Genomic DNA, 19385 nt, shown 5'->3' with positions numbered 1-19385 from the left:
ATTATATCTATTTTTTAATTAATAGGTTATTTCTTTAAAAAATAAAAAATAATTATTCCTTTAAACTCCAACTTAAAGTTTCTATTTTCTTTAAAACTCGTTCAATCACTTTATTTTGGTTTCCTTTTCATCACTGCAACAATGAAATTCGTTCAAATTTTCAACCATTACTTTCTAAAATTGATTGTCGCCAAATATCTCGAGCTCGGTCCATTGGCTTAGAATGATATTTATGACCATCACACTCAATTGCTAACACAAAATTACCTGTTGTTTTATCTTTAATTCCTAAATCAATCCGAAAACCAGATTGTTTTACTTGCGGAATAATTTCAAATCTTTCTCCATTTAAATGTTTTTTCAATTGAGTATAAATTTCTTCTTCTAAAATACTATCCATTTGTTGATAAGGATTCTCATCACTATATTCTATAAGATATTTACTTCAAATTAATTGAAAAACCTCATTATCTAAATTGCATGATTGCAAGTGATCAACATAATTAATATAGTCAGCAAATACTTTTGCTCCTTCAGATTTTAGTGCTGAAATATCATAACCAAAATCATGACCCTTGATTGATTTTACAACAAGTTAATTTAAAGTTTCAAAATTGAAAATTAGTTGATGTTAGTTTTAAAGAAAAATTAAAAAATGAATTATCAAATTTTAATGATAAATGATATACAGTAATTTGAAAACCAAAAAATATTTATTTCATTGCTAAATTTAATTCGAAATGAGATGTTTTAACTCCTGGTGGTAATATATCTTTTCAAAATTATTATGTTAATTTTGAATATATTAAATCTCTTTATCATTATAATAATAGTACTAATGAACCTGAGTTACCTGAAATTGATAATAATGGTAAAATTACAGATTGAAAAGAATAAAAGGACTAACCAGTCCTTTTTTAAATTAATCGAACAAATTTCATAAAAATAATTAATAGGAATATATTTGTTATTGTGTTGTACAATGCTGGACTAAATTTTCATACTTCAAATGTTTGACTAAAAAAACTATATATTGTTTGAAATATTTTACCAACACCACTTGCTAATTCATTGACTTGTTTTACACCAGGAATATTATTAACAACTCAAATTTCCGCATTTCGTATATGACATGCTAAATTATATCAATTACAAATTTTATATTGTGCTTGTCATCATTGTCCATCAGGAAATAATCCACCGTTATTTATTTCTTGTCAATTATAAATTCCAAAATTAAAATCATAATAACGATACAAATCATTTTCTTTTTAGGCTTGTAATTCAAAAACATTATAACCGATTTTTTGTTCTTCAATTTTTTTGTATTTTAAACCATATTTATCTTTTAAAGCATCTTCAAAAACATAACCCTCATTTTGATTAATATTATAATTATTTACAACTGAAAAATCATAATTAAACACATTACCATAATTTGTATTTTTGTATTATAAAACCGATTTTTAAATGCTGAGTATAACTTAATATCTAACTGATTATATTTATCAGAAAAATAAAAGTAACGGGGATAAATTTTAAAACCATTGTTAGCTAATAAACCATATTTTTTATGATATCCTTGCACATAAGTATTATTTTCTAAATCAAAAATGGTGCGTAAATAATCTTTATAAAAATTTTGAGAAACCGTAAACATACTATTTAATAACTTTTCAAACTGACTTTTATTAGTATTACTTTCATCAATTAAAACATCTCTAAAATTAACCAATTTTAAACCAAAAAAATTAATTAAAACAGTATCATAATGTAAATTGTCAATATATCCACTTTCAATAAAATTACTACGATTTTGAAACACCGGGACTAAAGCATACGCAAAAAAAGCTTTTAAAAATTTATTAATCTCAATTTGACCTTTCATCTGTTCAAATATACTTTTACCAGTATTAGTACTATTACCCGGGTAATAATTATAAGTTTCAGCACTAAAATTAAAAACATCTTCTTTTTCTTTCATAAAAGAAAATAAAAACCCTAAATCATCAGTATATCGATAATTATTATAATTACTACCATTTCAATATTGTTTAAGATGTGTAAGCTCTAAACTACCAGCAATAATATTTTTCTTTTTATCAATTGTTAAAATCATTCGATAAATTGATTTTTTAGTTAAAATTGTACCAGTATCAGGCTTATCTAAATTATTGATAATTTCAAAATCAAAAATTATTCTTTGACTGCCCAAATTCGGATCATCATAATCAGGGTTACCACTTTGCTGTACTCTAATATTTTCTTGCACAATAGCATTAATATACTTTAATAAAAAAGAGCGAGTATTTTGATAATTATTATCAGTTCAAAAAATAGGATTACCATTATTATCAATTTCAGGTAACTCAGGTTCATTAGTACTATTATCATAATGATAAAGAGATTTAATATATTCAAAATTAACATAATAATTTTGAAAAGATATATTACCACCAGGAGTTAAAACATCTCATTTCGAATTAAATTTAGCAATGAAATAAATATTTTTTGGTTTTCAAATTACTGTATATCATTTATCATTAAAATTTGATAATTCATTTTTTAATTTTTCTTTAGAACTAACATCAACTAATTTTCAATTTTGAAACTTTAAATTAACTTGTTGTAAATTATCAACACTTTTTTCTAATTTATTAATAACTTCCACAGTATTAAAATACTTAGCGAAAGAATAAGAAAAATTAGTTAATTCTTTTAAAAATTGTTTTTTATCAACATCATAGAATTTATCAATATTATATTAGACTTCTTGCATTACTTGTTAAAAAATTGCAAATATTTGTAAAAAAGATACTAATAGAAAAATATAATTTTAATTAATAGACTTCTTGCGATACCCTTTTTTATTAAAATATTATTATAAAATATAATTTATGAGGACATAAAAATATGAACAATAATAAATTTAATACTCTTAATGATAGAGAATGGTTAAGATTAACAGGAATAAAAAAATCCACTTTTAATAAAATGTTAGATATTTTAAAAGTTGCTGAAATAGAAAAATTTAAAAAAGGTGGTAAAACTAATAAATTATCATTAGAAAATAGATTATTGATGACTTTATTATATTGACGAGAATATCAGACTTATTTTCATCTTGGTAAAAGTTTTGATATTAGTGAGGCTAATTGTTATCGTAATATTAAGTGAATTGAAGATATTTTAATTAAAAACTCTGATTTTCAACAACTTGCTGGTAAAAAAGCACTAATAAATGATTATTTTAATGATAAAACTATTATTATTGATGCTACCGAAACTCCAATCCAACGCCCAAAAAAAGACAAAAACAATCTTATTCTGGTAAAAAGAAAAAACACACGATCAAAACACAAGTAATTATCGAACAAGAAACCAAAAAAATTATTGCAACAAGTTTTTCGCTCGGAAAAAAACATGATTATGCTTTATTTAAAGAATCAAAAATCCCAATTTTAAAAAATACCAAATTAATAGTTGATAGTGGTTATCAAGGAATACAAAAAAATCACAATAATGTTCTAATACCTACAAAGAAAACAAAGAAAAACCCTTTAAACAAAGAACAAAAGCAATATAATAGACTAGTTTCAAAAATGAGAATTATTATTGAAAATATTTTTACTATTCTTAAAAAATTTAAAATTATTACAGAAAAATATCGTAATCGAAGAAAAAGATTTGGTTTAAGATTTAATTTAATTGCCTCAATTTATAATTTACAATTATTATATTTAACATAAAATATTTATTTAAAATTAAATAATTTAAATAATAAATTAATTTTTCGTTGTGGAAAAATATTAAATTTTTAAATAAAAAAAATAATTAGACTTCTTGCATTACTTGTTAAAAAATTGCAAATATTTGTAAAAAAGATACTAATAGAAAAATATAATTTTAATTAATTATGTTTTTTATTTAAAAATTTAATATTTTTCCACAACGAAAAATTAATTTATTATTTAAATTATTTAATTTTAAATAAATATTTTATGTTAAATATAATAATTGTAAATTATAAATTGAGGCAATTAAATTAAATCTTAAACCAAATCTTTTTCTTCGATTACGATATTTTTCTGTAATAATTTTAAATTTTTTAAGAATAGTAAAAATATTTTCAATAATAATTCTCATTTTTGAAACTAGTCTATTATATTGCTTTTGTTCTTTGTTTAAAGGGTTTTTCTTTGTTTTCTTTGTAGGTATTAGAACATTATTGTGATTTTTTTGTATTCCTTGATAACCACTATCAACTATTAATTTGGTATTTTTTAAAATTGGGATTTTTGATTCTTTAAATAAAGCATAATCATGTTTTTTTCCGAGCGAAAAACTTGTTGCAATAATTTTTTTGGTTTCTTGTTCGATAATTACTTGTGTTTTGATCGTGTGTTTTTTCTTTTTACCAGAATAAGATTGTTTTTGTCTTTTTTTGGGCGTTGGATTGGAGTTTCGGTAGCATCAATAATAATAGTTTTATCATTAAAATAATCATTTATTAGTGCTTTTTTACCAGCAAGTTGTTGAAAATCAGAGTTTTTAATTAAAATATCTTCAATTCACTTAATATTACGATAACAATTAGCCTCACTAATATCAAAACTTTTACCAAGATGAAAATAAGTCTGATATTCTCGTCAATATAATAAAGTCATCAATAATCTATTTTCTAATGATAATTTATTAGTTTTACCACCTTTTTTAAATTTTTCTATTTCAGCAACTTTTAAAATATCTAACATTTTATTAAAAGTGGATTTTTTTATTCCTGTTAATCTTAACCATTCTCTATCATTAAGAGTATTAAATTTATTATTGTTCATATTTTTATGTCCTCATAAATTATATTTTATAATAATATTTTTAATAAAAAAGGGTATCGCAAGAAGTCTATTGTATTAATAAAATCAGTTTCATTTATTCCTGTTGCTTGTTGTTCAATGTTATAAGTTTGTTGATTTAAAGGTTTAAATGCCGTTAAAGTGATGAAAGGAATCACTAAACTTAAAATACCTAAAATAAATATTGAAAATAAAGATATTGTCTTTTTCATATTTAACCGCTCCTAACTATACAACGTTTTTGAAACTATAAAACCTAAAATATATAAACTTGAAATTGTAAGCATTAACGGATGACTAAATAATATTGCCATTTTACCAAACAACGAAAGTAACCAGGTATCTGAATTATATAGGTCCATAATAATATTTTTTGCTGATGTAAGTTGATTTATAATAACTGTTATAAAACCTGTACCAAAAATAGCTATTGCTGCAACTAATAAAACTAATCTAATCATTATTTATGCACTCTCCTATATCCTTGTTCTCTTGATTTTGATTGTTTTGCTAAACTTGATAATTGTTGTTTATTACGATTAATTTTAAATTGTTTACGCTCTTTAATATGTTTTTGCATACCTTGCTTAGTATCTGATACTCCACGAGCTGTTGTCGAATATATTTGTGATGTACTATTTTGAACAGTTGAACCTAACTCATTATATTGTGTATAAGTACCATGTATTGCATAAATTGATAATTTAATAACCATAAAAAGATTATAAAATAAGCAATCGTTGTATTTGTCATAGGTAACTTAGTATTTCAAATCACATCAAAAATAATAAAACTAAAAATCTTGTCTCAATTACCATTATTTTCCGATAATAAATTAATCATTCTTATCACTTCCTTTTTCTTTTTTAGGTTTTAAATTCTTTTTCAAAATATCAATATCTAATAAATCTAAACGTTCTTTTATTGTTAAATCTTTAAGTTGAGTTCAATAATATTCTTTAGTAATAGGAACATCATCATTTTTTAGATCACGAGCAAATGATAATCATTTACTTTCATACTTTTGAGCAATTTCTAATGGAATAATAATCTTAAAAAACCGAATTCCTAATCCAACATCAGATCTATGTTTTGCACGTTTACCTTCCGCTGTACGTTTGACAGACTCGGTTTTTCAAATTTCATAATCAGTAATATCTTGAAAAATAACAATTTACATAATAAAGAAACGATTAAAAAAATTTAATCCTTTTTTAGCAGTAGGTTTTTTCAGTGAAATTGGAATAATAATACTACTTGCTAATTGCCGAATATTGTTTCAAAGCATGCCTTCCCGTTGAGCTGTAAATAAAGCACGATGTCCGAAATGCCTAGCCAACACAATTCAAGGAATTTTACCACGATGAGTTACTTTTTCATCATGTGGGCTTGTACCATCAATGTACAAAAAACTTTCATCAAACAAAATTAAACTATCATCAGGGGGAACTGCTTTTGTTCGATCAGTAAAGTCTAAATTTTTAAACGTTAAAACTTTAACTTTGTCATCTTCTAATGGATAGTTACTATAAATTTTATCTGTTAATAATTTCATTGTTTCTGACAAATAAGTTAAAAGTAGCGTTTTACCAGTTCCTAATTTACCAATTATTACTGACAAAGGATTATCTCAAACAAAATTAACTAATCTAAACGCATTTAACTGATAAAAAATATTTTTTCATAGTCATCAAACAAAGTAAACACATTGTAAAGTAAATAATAATCAAAATACTAAGCCAGTATAATTTAACGAAATAATTCAAAATAACAAATCAATTAAACTAAACAAAATCATTGAACCACTAATATAACAATAATTTTTTAAGAAAAATATGAACTTTTTCATTTTACCTCCAATAGACTTCTTGCATTACTTGTTAAAAAATTGCAAATATTTGTAAAAAAGATACTAATAGAAAAATATAATTTTAATTAATTATGTTTTTTATTTAAAAATTTAATATTTTTCCACAACGAAAAATTAATTTATTATTTAATTTTAAATAAATATTTTATGTTAAATATAATAATTGTAAATTATAAATTGAGGCAATTAAATTAAATCTTAAACCAAATCTTTTTCTTCGATTACGATATTTTTCTGTAATAATTTTAAATTTTTTAAGAATAGCAAAAATATTTTCAATAATAATTCTCATTTTTGAAACTAGTCTATTATATTGCTTTTGTTCTTTGTTTAAAGGGTTTTTCTTTGTTTTCTTTGTAGGTATTAGAACATTATTGTGATTTTTTTGTATTCCTTGATAACCACTATCAACTATTAATTTGGTATTTTTTAAAATTGGGATTTTTGATTCTTTAAATAAAGCATAATCATGTTTTTTTCCGAGCGAAAAACTTGTTGCAATAATTTTTTTGGTTTCTTGTTCGATAATTACTTGTGTTTTGATCGTGTGTTTTTTCTTTTTACCAGAATAAGATTGTTTTTGTCTTTTTTTGGGCGTTGGATTGGAGTTTCGGTAGCATCAATAATAATAGTTTTATCATTAAAATAATCATTTATTAGTGCTTTTTTACCAGCAAGTTGTTGAAAATCAGAGTTTTTAATTAAAATATCTTCAATTCACTTAATATTACGATAACAATTAGCCTCACTAATATCAAAACTTTTACCAAGATGAAAATAAGTCTGATATTCTCGTCAATATAATAAAGTCATCAATAATCTATTTTCTAATGATAATTTATTAGTTTTACCACCTTTTTTAAATTTTTCTATTTCAGCAACTTTTAAAATATCTAACATTTTATTAAAAGTGGATTTTTTTATTCCTGTTAATCTTAACCATTCTCTATCATTAAGAGTATTAAATTTATTATTGTTCATATTTTTATGTCCTCATAAATTATATTTTATAATAATATTTTAATAAAAAAGGGTATCGCAAGAAGTCTAATAGTTATTTATAAAAAATCACACAGTATTTATTATGGTTTTCTCTCCCCACAAATCAGAAAGGAGAGTGATAAAAATACTTAGTATTTTTTATCAATACTACGGGCATTCACACCAATAATGCCCTATATATTATTATTTTTGGGTTTTAATCCTTTTGGAAAAGAATTATTCATATTAGATAAAATAATATGATTATTCAATGCAATAGAAATTAATAACCTATCATTTATTTGATTTATCATTATTTCAGTTTTAATAAGAACAGGAATAATAATTAAAAGAATAATATCAATATTTATATAAAAATTTGTGGGGAGAGAAAACCATAATAATTACAAAATGTAATTACAAAATGTAATTATTTAAAACAACTAACTATTTTAAAAACCATTCACAATAAAAACCATGTTAAAAATAAAATCACAATTCAAACACCAACCATTAAAGTTAAATATTCATTTTGAGTCAAATTGCAAGTTGTAATAGTTTTAACATTTGTTTTATCTATAAATAAAAATACATGAATAAAAAACTCTTTTAATTTTTCTCAATCTTTTGTCATAATTTAAAAGCTTCACATTTTTTGAATGATTTTAAAAAAGATACCAAAAAATAAAACAATAAATAATACAAAAGATATAACATATAAAAATTCGGGGGCATTTGAACCAATAATGTAAGTTATAAATTGAACTCAAATTTCATATAAACTCATTAATTTAAGTCCTTCAAGTCATTCAATAATTTATCTACTTTTTCATCACTTCAATTTGTTAAATTATTGTTAGTTGTTTTTACTTTTTGAGGTTCACCGGGAAATATTGCTTTTTTCATTTGTGTAAAATAATTTTGTTTATATTGATTATACAAATTGATTATTTCTGTTCCAGTCAAATACTTTCACACATGACGTTTTAAATTTTCATCATATTTCACAATAGGATAAGAATTATCATAAATCAAACCAATAGCTACTTGATCAGAATGTTTTTCACTAAAGTAAATAAACTTATTGCTTAATCAGAAACCAATATGGCGATTATGATTAGGCAAATTTATAAATGAAGCTTTATCAGTTTGAAAAATTATAAATTCTCTTCGAATAAAATAATTTTTTACATTAATATTCTTCTTATAAAAACTCATAAAAACACCTTACTTTCATATATAAAGTTCATTTTTATTGGTATCAATACCAGCAAATCACTTACTTCCAATTATTTTTCTAAATGATTGAAAACCGTTATAACCAATAAATCATTTTATATTAATTACTTTGATAGTATTAAACGGATTTGGGCTTTTGTTATAATTTGGTTTCTGATACATTACTCAAATCAACTCGATTTCTATTGCACTGCATTGAACAAATATTTAACTTAAAATATAATTTACCAACAAATTTTTTATTCAAAATAGAATGACAAATTTGACATTTACGTTTAACAAAAAATATTCAAATTCCTAACATTATTTTTTCCTTTCTCTTAATTTTTGATGAAAAATTCAATGACAATTATCACAATATTCTTTTTGGTATTTTAAATTATTATCACCACAATTATTTAAAAAACATATTTCAATATCTTCATCAATTAAAATTTTGTTACATAAAACGCATAAAGCAATTCCTTTTGGTGTTGAAATATGATTATAAAAATATGTTTTAGCAACTGACATAATTAATCATACTCTTTAGTATCAATTTTCTTTTCTAACTCTTCTGCAACATGTTGATAAAAACTCATTTCTTTTCGAATAATGTTAATAGATTCATAATGAATTTCATATTCATTCAATTGAATTAAAGTAGCTTGCATAGTTTTAATTTTCATTTTAATTTCGTCTAATAAATCTTGCATAATTATTCCTCCAAAGCTTTATATTGAATTTCAGAAATTTCATATTGCCAAGTTCATTCTTTGTTACGTGGACATTCACTGTTTACATTAATATCTTCTTCATAAATACAATCATAATCACTATCTTCGCCAAAAATACAAGTACATTGACAATAACAATCTTGAATATCATCTGTAACTCAGCATTCACAAGTATAACATCATACTTTAACTTCAACATCACTTTTCTTTAATTGACTATATTGTCTAGTTTTACTAGAATAAGTAATTTGTTTATTTGCTGTTAATAACAAATCAATTTTTCTATCTTTTTCAGCAAGTTTATTTTCATAAATCTTTTTTACTTTATCTAAAATATTTTCACGCTCTTGTTGAGAAAATATTTCATCATTATCAACATCTATATTTTTTGTCATAAATTACTCCTTACTGTAATAAACATTGTTATAGAAATGTAACTTAATATTGTTTAAAAAACATTGGTAATAACAATGTTAAAATATATAAAATTAAAAATTAAGGCACACTGAAAAATACTATTTAACAACGTTAATAAAAAATATAAAATTAATAAATCAAATAGCAAAGCTAGTGTGCCACAGCTAAGATACATGATCAATTATAATAAATATTAAAATCCTTTAATCATAATTCTAAAGAAATTCAAAATCTTAATAATAACAAAAATTCCAAATGGAATTAAAATAATTCAAGCATCACCTAAAAAGGTCATTAACTGTGGTAACACAGCATAAATTGCTTCTTTAACTTTCATCATTGCTTGTCCTAAACCGCTTCAAATAGAATCCATTCCACCAGAAATAGTAGGAGTATTACTATCTGCTAAAAAATTAACCGCTGTTGTTAAATACATACCTAACATTATTTATTTTCCTCCTTATTTTTAATTTCTTTTTTATCTTTTTTCTTTCCTCGAATTTGACGAATTTTTTGATAAATCGATAAACCAATTCAAGCAAAAATACCTAATATAATAACAACACTAAAAATTGTCGTTAATCAACCTGGCATAACTTAATTCCTCCTAAAAATTTAACTTGCGCGGCACGCTTCGCGTGTTCGCTACGCTTAAAATAAACTATATTGAATAAATTACCGCTAATAAATTACGCGGATAATTTATTCATCTTCTTTTGCATTATTAGTTACTATTTTATTAACAGTATTAATAACATTATCTTTTCCATACTTAGTTACTAAGCACCGCAAAATAAAATAATGTTTTCTTTCCATTAAAAAAATCAACTCCTTTCAAAGTTGATTTGTTGCACTTCATATTACAGTTTACAAAATAAAAAAAAGATAGTTTTTATCTTTCGTTAATATTTAATCTTTTTTAGACATAAACCATATGGTTTTGCACAATATTTTGTTGTTTGACCAACTGGAGGATGATCCAAAACTTCCTTCAACTGTTCTAAACTAATTCTATCCCAATAACACGCTAAAATGTTTTGTGTTATCATCCGAATTTGATAACGAATAAAACCCTTTGCAATAAAATGTATCTCAATTTTTTTTGCTTTGTTTCTCTTAACATAAATTTTATTAATTTTACGCTGGGTCTTAATTGCTTCGCTTTGTTTTACTCCTGAAAAATAAGCAAAATCGTGGTCACCAACAAACACTTGACTAACTTGCCGTAATTTTTTAAGATCCAATAATTCATCAACTTTTAATTCATAACGGTGATTAGTAAAATCATAACTATGATCATTAATCGTATAAACATATTCTTTTAATTTTGTTGTCCGAACACTAAAGTTATCAGCAACTACTTTATAATCTTTAATATTCATATTAATTGGTAAACTTTTGCTAATTGTTTTAATAAAAAAATCGACATTGCGTGGTTGAAACGGAATCTTAACTAACACTTTTTGATTACAAGCATGAACACCAGCATCAGTCTTACTAGCACCCAATGTTCAAACTGGCTGCTGACAAACACGAAAAAATGCTCTTTCTAATTCGTTTTGAATTGTTCGTGCATTTTTTTGTTTAACTCAACCACTATAATCATAACCATCATATTCAAGGGTTAATAATAACGATAACATTATCATCCTAAAACAAAATCATCAATGTGAGGAATACGAATTTGTAAAAATCCGGTTGGAATTTTCCCAAATACTCATCCATTTGTTCCTCAATATCAAACTTCATAGAAAACTTGATATTGACCCATCGTAACTGATTGCGCAATAATAATACTTGCAACCCCAACCCCAAAAATAAACAACAAAATATCTGGGAAATGAATACGATAATGACGATAACGTGTTCGTTTTGCATGCGGGTCATAACCACGTGCATCCATTGCATAAGCTAAATCTTCGGCTTTTTGAAAAGCCGATACTAATAATGGAATAATTAAAGCTGTTGTTGATTTAATTTTATCTTTAAAATGACCATTACGAAAATCAACTCCCCGCGAAGCTTGAGCCTTCATAATCCGACCAGCCTCTTCAATTAACGTTGGAATCATTCGCAAGGCAATTGAAATTATTGTTGATAAAATATGAACTGGAAAACGAACTAATTTTAAAGGACTCAATAAATCCTCTAATGCTAATGTTAGATCTAATGGTTGTGTTGTTACTGTTAAAATGGTTGTAATTAAAATCATTAAATAAATCCGGCAAGCCATATACAGCGCATTAAAAACAGCTTTTTCGGAAAAAGCAAATCAACTTTTCCCGCCCGGAGCGAAAGGACCAGTTGCTGTTGCTTTGCCACCTCAGTGTCAACCAATATAACCATCGGTTACTAAAAAACAATTAATTAATAGTAAAACAACAAACATAAATAAGATTGGTTTTAATAATGCTACTAGCAATCGTGGTGGTAATTTTGCTAAAAAGAACAACGTAAAAATGGTTACCCCCAGAATAGCATAACCGGTAAAACCAGTCGAAAAAAAGATTGATACCATTAATGATAACAACATAAATAGTTTTACCCGTGGGTCCATCCGATGAACAGCGGAATTGTAGGCAATATAACGTCCAAATGATAAGCGCATCTTTTTACCCCTTTCTTTTTAGGCCTTTACGTTGGATGATTTCTTTTGCTAATTCATCAATATTCCGAATGTCAGCATCTGTTAAATCAAATCCTTTTTCTTTTAATTGATAAATTAAATTATAAATCTTTGGTGGTTCAATTAAAAGTGTTTGTAATAAATCTTTGTTTTTAAAAATTTCAAAAGGTGTTCCAATTTTAATAATTTTTCCATCTTTTAAAGCAACAACTTCATCAGCAATTTCTAAAACATGATCCATATTATGAGTAACTAAAATAATTCGTTTGTTTTGTTCTTGATTAATCCGGTGAAATAACTTAATAAAGTCTTCTTCTCCTTCCGGGTCTAATCCTGCGGTTGGTTCATCTAAAATTAAAGTATTTCCTTCCATTGCTAAAATTCCCGCAATTGCAACCCTTCGTTTTTGTCCTCCTGATAAATCAAATGGTGAACGTTCTAAATAATTTAACGGTAAACCAACCATTGTTAAATATTTCTTAGCATTTTCACGAGCAATTTCTTTACTCTCACCTAAATGAATTGGACCAAACATAATGTCTTTTTCAATTGTTTCTTCAAATAACTGATATTCCGGAAATTGGAATACTAAACCAATTGATTTTCGTAGTTGTTTAATATTTCTAATCCGCTTTTGCTTTGCCTTAATAATGAAACCATTTGCATCAACAACTCCTGTTGTTGGAATTAATAATCCATTAATATGTTGAATCAAAGTTGATTTTCCACTCCCCGTGGAACCAATAATAGCAGTAATTTTCCCTGGTTTAATAACTAAATTAATATCTTGCAATGACTTATATTCATACGGTGTTTTTGGTACATAAACATAAGAGACATCGGTAAATGTAATATCAGTGTTTTGTAAGGCCTCAACTTTAGTTTTCTTTTTTACTTTTGACATAGTTCATCCACCAACTCTCTAAGATCTAGCGTATTTTTAACATTCAACCCATTTAAACGTAAGCTATCAATTACTCGCGAAACAAACGGCACGTCTAAATGAATTGATTTTAAAAATTCTTCATCATACAAAATCTCGTGTGGTTTTCCACATTTAACCATTTGACCCTTGTTCATAACAATAACTTTATCCGCATTTAAGATTTCATCCATATCATGCGTGATTGAAATAATTGTTTTTTCGCGCGATTCTTTTAAATCAACCATAATTTGTTTAATTTCTTTACGTCCTTTGGGGTCTAACATACTTGTTGCCTCATCAAAAATAATGATATCAGGTTGTAATGCTAACGCCGAAGCAATCGCAACACGTTGTTTTTGTCCTCCTGATAGCATTAATGGTTCATGGTCAAGAAAATTACTCATTCCTACTTTTGCAGCGGCTTTGTCAATAATTGCTTGCATATCTTTTTGTGGTACTTGGCGATTTTCTAATCCAAAAGCAATATCATCACGAACAGTTGAACCAATAAATTGGTTATCTGGATTTTGAAAGACAATTCCTAAAAATTTACGAATTCCAGTTAGTGTTAATGAATGAACTTCATTCCCAAAAACTTCAATTCTTCCTTTTTGGGGGCGTAAAACACCAATAATAATTTTGCTAATTGTTGATTTTCCACTCCCATTATGACCAATAATTGTTACATATTCACCATGTTTAATTTCAAAACTAACTCAATCAACGGCATTAGGATGATTTTCACGGTAGCGAAATTCAACATCAGTTAATTTTAATGAAACATCATTTAGTTTCTCTAATTTTGAATTTGATTTTTTTGTTTTTTTTGCCATTTCTTCTCATCCTTAATGTTAATTACATAATAGTTTAATTATATCTTAATATTTTTAAATATTAATTGAAATTTTTTCTTTCCAATTTCATATTTAATTATATATAAATATTATAAATAAACAATAAAAAATTTATTTTTCAACAAGCCACTTATCATTGACCACCACTACTAAAATCATTATCATCTAAGTCACTGCTTTGAATATAAACATCACGTGGTTTAGCCCCATTTTGTGGCCCAATAACTCCGTTGTCCTCTAAAGCATCAATTAACCGACTTGCCCGATTATAACCAATTGAAAATTTACGTTGAATTAACGATGTTGATGCTTTTTGATTTAAAATTACAAAACGCTTAATTTCATTATACATTGGGTCAATATCTTCACCTTCATTCCCACCACCAACTTCATTCGAATTCTCAATATTAATAAATTCTTCATCAAAATCAGGTTCTTGTTGCGCATGACAAAAATCAACTAATCGTTGAATTTCGTCATCGGAAATAAATGCTCCTTGCGCACGGGTTGGAATATTTTGACCAGCTGGGGCATATAACATATCACCATAACCAATTAATTTTTCAGCACCACCTTGATCTAAAATTGTGCGTGAATCAATCGAAGAAGCAACAGAAAAGGAAACTCGTGATGGAATATTTGTTTTAATAACCCCCGTAATAACGTCAGTTGAAGGACGTTGGGTTGCAATTACCATATGAATTCCTGCTGCTCGCGCCAATTGAGTAATTCGCATAATTGAATCTTCAATATCTTTTCCCGCTGTCATCATCAAATCTCCTAACTCATCAATTACAACAACAATGTATGGTAAGCGTTCTTTTGGGGAAACTTTATTATTAAATGTTTCAATGTTTCTAACTCCACGTTCTGATAACATACTATAACGGCGTTCCATTTCTGCAATAACTTTTTTTAAAGCAGCATTTGCAAATTTTGTATCAGAAATCACTGGTGCTAATAAATGCGGTAAATTATTATAAACTGCTAACTCAACTTGTTTTGGATCAATTAGCAATAATTTAACTTCTGATGGTTTTGTTCGTAATAATAACGATGATAAAATCGTATTAATACATACTGATTTTCCACTTCCCGTTGACCCGGCAACTAGTAAATGGGGCATTTTATCTAATTCAACAAAAATAATTTCACCATTAACACTACGCCCAATTCCAACTAACAACTTCTTATTTTGTTTTTCTAAGGGTACTCGTTCCATAATTTCACGTAAGGTTACTTTGCTACTAATTTCATTTGCTATCTCAATTCCAACCGCTGACTTACCTTGAATTGGTGCTTCAATTCGAACATTTTGGGTTGCTAAAGCATATTTTAGATCATTTTCTAAATTCATAATTTTATTAACTTTCACACCGGGTTGCATTTGAACTTCAAATTTTGTAATTGTTGGTCCAATATTAACACCTTGAACACTAGCGGCAATATTAAATTGATGAAAGACCTCATTAATTTTAACCGCTTTCTTTTGCGCAGAAGTTTTATTACGTTCATTATTTCGCCGATTATCTTCTTTTGGATTTAATAATCCTAAATTTGGTAATTTATAATGTGGATTATTAAAACTACTACGACGCGGTGCAGCTTGGCTAAGTTTTTTATTAACTTCAATTGTTTTTGGCTTTGAAGCACGGCGTTGTTGCGGTGGCATATTAAAATTATTCCCACTCATTAAGGGCGGTTCATATGAAGGATAATATTCTGTTTGATAAGGGGCAGGTTCATTAAAAATTGGTTGATTACTTTGACGATGATAAATCCCATCATCATTAAGCACATTTGAATCAAATTGATCATAGTCTTGTGGTTCTGCAACATTAAAATCATCAACCTGAACATGATCATCATAAAATGATGTTTGTTTAACCTTGGTTGGATTAAGATTACGATTAATTTTCCCAAATGGTGTAATATTTGTCTCGGAATTCAGTTTATCACGAGCAGCATCAATATTAACATCTTTGCCATAAGCGGAACTATATACTGGTAAGTCATCAATATTCTTATTAAGATAATTATTATTTTGACGATTACGTGGTTGAATATATTGGTCTGGTGTTGGCGAAACTTTTGGTGTTCGTTGCGGTGGCGTTGGATTATAATCATTAAATTTATCAGCAGGCATTCTCGATTGCATTTTTTCTTGTTCATCAAAACGAACATAATTTTGTTTCCCTTTTTTCTTCCCAACAAAATCATTCGCAATTAAATCATCAATTAACCGTTGATCATGTAAAGCGGTATAAGAAGGCATTTGAATAGTAATATCTGATGCTTCCGTTGTATGCATTACTTGGCGAGCTGAAAATAATTCCTCATCAGGAATATTAAATGATTGATAAATATTTTGTTTTTGGCGGCGATTAGCTGATAATCTTAACACACGCAACCCCTGTTGTTGGCGTTGTGCTTTTGGTAAAAACAGTCCTCAAACTGTTCCGGTTGTTACTAAACTTCCTCATAATAAAAAAGTTAATAAACAAAAAATTAGTGAACCAAAAATTGTGGTATAACTAAAAATTACCGCCAGGAAATTTCCAATAATTCCGCCACCAGCATATAAGGTAATTCAAGCTCCATTAAATCCAATAAAAGTAATCGGATGACTTGGATTAGCATTAAAAATTGAAGCATCCTGTCAATGTGCTAAATAATTATTAATAACATCTAAAAAAACGGTTTTATTAAAAAAGGCAATTTGACCATTAGCATATTGATAAATTAGTAAAACACTACTTACTAATCAACAAGATAAAATAACAAAGCTAATAATCATTCAGCATACCCGACTCTTTAATTTAATCCGTACACCGATAAAAATTGTAACTCCAAGCACTAAGCATACTAAATATAGTAAATATTTAAATCAACCAAAAGCAAATGTAAATAAAACATCATCTAAAAATTGCCCAATTAAAGTAATTCGGCCCACCGCAAGAATCGTAAAAAAAGTAACTAACAACGCACCGATTACTCACCCGATTGAATCATTACGATGTTGCTTTTTTTCGACTTTTAAGATTGCAGTGTTCTCATTATGATCATTTAAAAGGTGATCATCATAAGATTTCTTTTTCATGGTGCAGCCCTCCTAAAATCCTAAATATTTAAGAATTCCTTTAAATATGACCATACATTTAAAAAGTTTCAAATATTTATATACTATAAATATATCATAAAATTAAATTTCATTCACAATTGCTAAAATAATTGGTGTTTTCCCTGTTTCCGTTTTAACAAATGAACTAATTGTTAATCTAATTTCATTTTTAACTTCATTAACATCATACATTTCACCAGCAACAGCTTTTTTATAATGTTTTTCAATAATGTCAATAATTACCTTTTGCATTTTCCGAAAAATATCATTATTTTCTTGAATATAAATTACTCCTCGCATTTGTGTATCAATTAAGGAAACTAATTCTTTTGTTTTACCATCAATTGAGACACCAATAATAACAACTCCATCGGTTGCTAATTGTTTTCGCTCATTTAAAACAACAGACCCAATATCACCAACACCAATTCCATCAACATATAAATCGGCTGTTTTTACTTTATTTGTTGTTTTTGTGTATTCACAATCAACAAATTCAACACCATCACCATTATCAACAATAAAAATATGGTCTGGGTTAATACCAGCTTCAATTGCCGCAGTTTTTGCTTGGACAAAGTCTTTGTATAATCCTTTGACGGGAATAAAGTATTTTGGTTTAATAATTGAGCTCATTAATTTAACATCTTCATAACTTGCTGTCATTGTTCAAACTTTTTTATCCGATAAAGCAATTGTTTTTGCCACTGTTCGTGCTAATTCATCTAAAACATTAGCATGGTTTAATTCACTTCCTGGATTTGGTGGGGTTGCTAAAATAATCATATCGCTTTCTTTAATATCTAAAATATCATCATTCCCAGAAGCAATTTTAATTAAACGACTATATAAACGTTCACCACTACCAGTTACAATAATTAATGATTTTTCTTCTTTAACCGCTTCTTGTAAACCTTTAATATTAATCCCGTTAAAGTTTAATTTATTACTATCTGATAACACTTTTAATGATTCTAATAAGGTTTGACCGTAAATTCCAACTGAAATATTATTTTCTCGTACTAAGTCAAAAAGTTCACTAATTTTATGTAAATCTTGATCAAAACAAGCTAAAATAATCCGCCCTTCTGCTTCTTTGACTGCTCGTTCAATATAATTTTTAATTTTATGATTTGGTGCTGTATAATCGCGTCGTGATGCTGTTGAAGCTTCAGATAAAAATAATAACACCTTATTTTTAGCAACAATTTGATTTAAGTGTTGTAAATCAGTTGCAAAGTTTGGATCAGCTTTGGCATCAAAAATATAATCCCCCGTGTAAATAATTGTTCCATCTGGTGTGTGTAATGCAAATCCAAAACTATTTGGCATATTTGTTGTTGTTGAAAAAACTTCAACTTGACATGTTCCAAAATCAAGAACATCCTTTGCATTAATAACATTAAAACATTCTTCTTTACCACGTACTTTAAAACGTTGTAAATGGAATTTTAAAACATTGCATGTTAAATCACTACCATAAACTGGTACCGCTAATTCTTTTAACATATAAGTTAATGCTTCTGAACATTCATCAGAAGGTTTTGTAATAAAAATCCCTTTAATACGGGCACGATTTTCTTTTAAATAATCAAAATTTGATATTACTACATCAATCCCTAAAATCCCTCGTTCAGGGTTTTTTGTTCCTGCATCAAAAATAAAAATATCTTGTTCTACTTCGATACAGTATAAATTCTTACCTCGCTCATCTAGGCCACCAAGAGCGAAAAAACTAATTTTTGCCATAATTAAAATCTACTTCTTTCTATTCTTTTTTGTT

The 19385-nt window shown here is 26.5% G+C and carries 23 protein-coding genes and 4 pseudogenes; 3 read left to right on the top strand and 24 right to left on the bottom strand.

Annotated features, from left to right (window positions below):
- Positions 1-52 precede the first annotated feature (52 nt).
- Positions 53-490 (bottom strand): PDDEXK-like endonuclease domain-containing protein, encoded by a 438-nt coding sequence (locus tag MSROBK_RS02350; protein ID WP_105628892.1) that lies wholly within the window; start codon positions 488-490, stop codon positions 53-55.
- A 53-nt stretch (positions 491-543) separates the two neighbouring features.
- Between MSROBK_RS02350 and MSROBK_RS02345 the strand changes: the two genes are divergently transcribed.
- Entirely contained in the window at positions 544-897 is a 354-nt protein-coding gene (locus MSROBK_RS02345) for a spiroplasma phage ORF1-like family protein (protein WP_133165045.1), read from the top strand.
- A gap of 20 nt (positions 898-917) precedes the next feature.
- On the opposite strand, the pseudogene MSROBK_RS02340 reads toward MSROBK_RS02345, so the two are convergent.
- Positions 918-2764 (bottom strand): annotated as a pseudogene (locus tag MSROBK_RS02340) (spiroplasma phage ORF1-like family protein); the annotation flags it as partial.
- 149 nt (positions 2765-2913) lie between these two features.
- Between MSROBK_RS02340 and MSROBK_RS12900 the strand changes: the two are divergent.
- Together MSROBK_RS12900 and MSROBK_RS12895 are read left to right on the top strand one after the other, a co-directional pair.
- Positions 2914-3366 carry an IS5 family transposase gene (locus tag MSROBK_RS12900; protein ID WP_040092446.1) on the top strand — a complete coding sequence of 151 codons (453 nt, stop codon included), beginning with the start codon at positions 2914-2916 and terminating at the stop codon, positions 3364-3366.
- The gene (locus MSROBK_RS12895) at positions 3351-3749 is read left to right on the top strand and encodes an IS5/IS1182 family transposase (protein ID WP_040092905.1); all 399 of its coding nucleotides are present in this window, start codon (positions 3351-3353) and stop codon (positions 3747-3749) included. Before MSROBK_RS12900 ends, MSROBK_RS12895 begins: the two co-directional genes overlap by 16 nt.
- A gap of 250 nt (positions 3750-3999) precedes the next feature.
- Here the strand turns inward: MSROBK_RS12895 and MSROBK_RS12890 are convergent, their stop codons facing one another.
- The 22 genes and pseudogenes from MSROBK_RS12890 to MSROBK_RS02240 all read right to left on the bottom strand — a co-directional run bounded on the left by MSROBK_RS12890 (position 4000) and on the right by MSROBK_RS02240 (position 19351).
- Complete coding sequence (locus MSROBK_RS12890) at positions 4000-4398, bottom strand: IS5/IS1182 family transposase (protein WP_040092905.1); 399 nt, start codon at positions 4396-4398, stop codon at positions 4000-4002.
- Entirely contained in the window at positions 4383-4835 is a 453-nt protein-coding gene (locus MSROBK_RS12885) for an IS5 family transposase (RefSeq protein WP_040092446.1), read from the bottom strand. Before MSROBK_RS12885 ends, MSROBK_RS12890 begins: the two co-directional genes overlap by 16 nt.
- A gap of 47 nt (positions 4836-4882) precedes the next feature.
- Positions 4883-5065 (bottom strand): annotated as a pseudogene (locus MSROBK_RS02325) (hypothetical protein); the annotation flags it as partial.
- A 12-nt stretch (positions 5066-5077) separates the two neighbouring features.
- Positions 5078-5314, bottom strand: a complete 237-nt coding sequence (locus tag MSROBK_RS02320) for a hypothetical protein (protein WP_040092902.1) — start codon at positions 5312-5314, stop codon at positions 5078-5080.
- Positions 5314-5696: pseudogene (locus MSROBK_RS02315) on the bottom strand (hypothetical protein). Before MSROBK_RS02315 ends, MSROBK_RS02320 begins: the two are co-directional and overlap by 1 nt.
- Positions 5689-6702, bottom strand: a pseudogene (locus tag MSROBK_RS02310) (hypothetical protein). The pseudogenes MSROBK_RS02315 and MSROBK_RS02310 overlap by 8 nt, the downstream one beginning before the upstream one ends.
- A gap of 166 nt (positions 6703-6868) precedes the next feature.
- Positions 6869-7267 (bottom strand): transposase family protein, encoded by a 399-nt coding sequence (locus tag MSROBK_RS12880; RefSeq protein WP_242441474.1) that lies wholly within the window; start codon positions 7265-7267, stop codon positions 6869-6871.
- Positions 7252-7704, bottom strand: coding sequence for an IS5 family transposase (locus tag MSROBK_RS12875; protein ID WP_040092446.1), 453 nt, complete (start codon positions 7702-7704; stop codon positions 7252-7254). The genes MSROBK_RS12880 and MSROBK_RS12875 overlap by 16 nt, the downstream gene beginning before the upstream one ends.
- Positions 7705-8134: 430 nt before the next feature.
- Positions 8135-8338, bottom strand: coding sequence for a DUF2649 family protein (locus MSROBK_RS02300; RefSeq protein ID WP_040092901.1), 204 nt, complete (start codon positions 8336-8338; stop codon positions 8135-8137).
- A gap of 152 nt (positions 8339-8490) precedes the next feature.
- Complete coding sequence (locus MSROBK_RS02295; protein WP_040092900.1) at positions 8491-8922, bottom strand: DUF3627 domain-containing protein; 432 nt, start codon at positions 8920-8922, stop codon at positions 8491-8493.
- A 9-nt stretch (positions 8923-8931) separates the two neighbouring features.
- Positions 8932-9105 (bottom strand): hypothetical protein, encoded by a 174-nt coding sequence (locus MSROBK_RS11165; RefSeq protein WP_168226816.1) that lies wholly within the window; start codon positions 9103-9105, stop codon positions 8932-8934.
- 141 nt (positions 9106-9246) lie between these two features.
- A complete protein-coding gene (locus MSROBK_RS02290; protein WP_040092899.1) occupies positions 9247-9456 on the bottom strand; it encodes a hypothetical protein in 210 nt (69 codons plus the stop codon).
- Positions 9457-9458: 2 nt separating this feature from the next.
- A complete protein-coding gene (locus MSROBK_RS02285) occupies positions 9459-9638 on the bottom strand; it encodes a hypothetical protein (protein ID WP_040092898.1) in 180 nt (59 codons plus the stop codon).
- Positions 9639-9640: 2 nt separating this feature from the next.
- Positions 9641-10054, bottom strand: a complete 414-nt coding sequence (locus MSROBK_RS02280; protein WP_040092897.1) for a hypothetical protein — start codon at positions 10052-10054, stop codon at positions 9641-9643.
- Between the two features lie 215 nt (positions 10055-10269).
- Complete coding sequence (locus MSROBK_RS02275; RefSeq protein ID WP_040092896.1) at positions 10270-10521, bottom strand: hypothetical protein; 252 nt, start codon at positions 10519-10521, stop codon at positions 10270-10272.
- A complete protein-coding gene (locus MSROBK_RS02270) occupies positions 10521-10670 on the bottom strand; it encodes a hypothetical protein (protein ID WP_084217942.1) in 150 nt (49 codons plus the stop codon). Before MSROBK_RS02270 ends, MSROBK_RS02275 begins: the two co-directional genes overlap by 1 nt.
- A 308-nt stretch (positions 10671-10978) precedes the next feature.
- Entirely contained in the window at positions 10979-11719 is a 741-nt protein-coding gene (locus tag MSROBK_RS02265; RefSeq protein WP_040092894.1) for a tRNA pseudouridine synthase A, read from the bottom strand.
- Positions 11719-12684, bottom strand: a complete 966-nt coding sequence (locus MSROBK_RS02260) for an energy-coupling factor transporter transmembrane component T family protein (protein WP_040092893.1) — start codon at positions 12682-12684, stop codon at positions 11719-11721. The genes MSROBK_RS02265 and MSROBK_RS02260 overlap by 1 nt, the downstream gene beginning before the upstream one ends.
- A gap of 4 nt (positions 12685-12688) precedes the next feature.
- Positions 12689-13606, bottom strand: coding sequence for an energy-coupling factor transporter ATPase (locus tag MSROBK_RS02255; RefSeq protein WP_040092891.1), 918 nt, complete (start codon positions 13604-13606; stop codon positions 12689-12691).
- Positions 13594-14460, bottom strand: a complete 867-nt coding sequence (locus tag MSROBK_RS02250) for an energy-coupling factor transporter ATPase (RefSeq protein WP_040092890.1) — start codon at positions 14458-14460, stop codon at positions 13594-13596. The genes MSROBK_RS02255 and MSROBK_RS02250 overlap by 13 nt, the downstream gene beginning before the upstream one ends.
- A 151-nt stretch (positions 14461-14611) precedes the next feature.
- Positions 14612-17581, bottom strand: coding sequence for a DNA translocase FtsK (locus MSROBK_RS02245; protein ID WP_040092889.1), 2970 nt, complete (start codon positions 17579-17581; stop codon positions 14612-14614).
- A 102-nt stretch (positions 17582-17683) separates the two neighbouring features.
- Positions 17684-19351 (bottom strand): ribonuclease J, encoded by a 1668-nt coding sequence (locus MSROBK_RS02240; protein ID WP_040092888.1) that lies wholly within the window; start codon positions 19349-19351, stop codon positions 17684-17686.
- Between the last annotated feature and the right edge of the window lie 34 nt (positions 19352-19385).

It is taken from the genome of Spiroplasma poulsonii (assembly GCF_009866525.1).
GTDB classification, from domain to species: Bacteria; Bacillota_I; Bacilli_A; order Mycoplasmatales; family Mycoplasmataceae; genus Spiroplasma; species Spiroplasma poulsonii.
The sequence above is the reverse complement of the archived record's forward strand: the minus strand, read 5'-3'. Positions and strand labels throughout refer to the sequence as shown.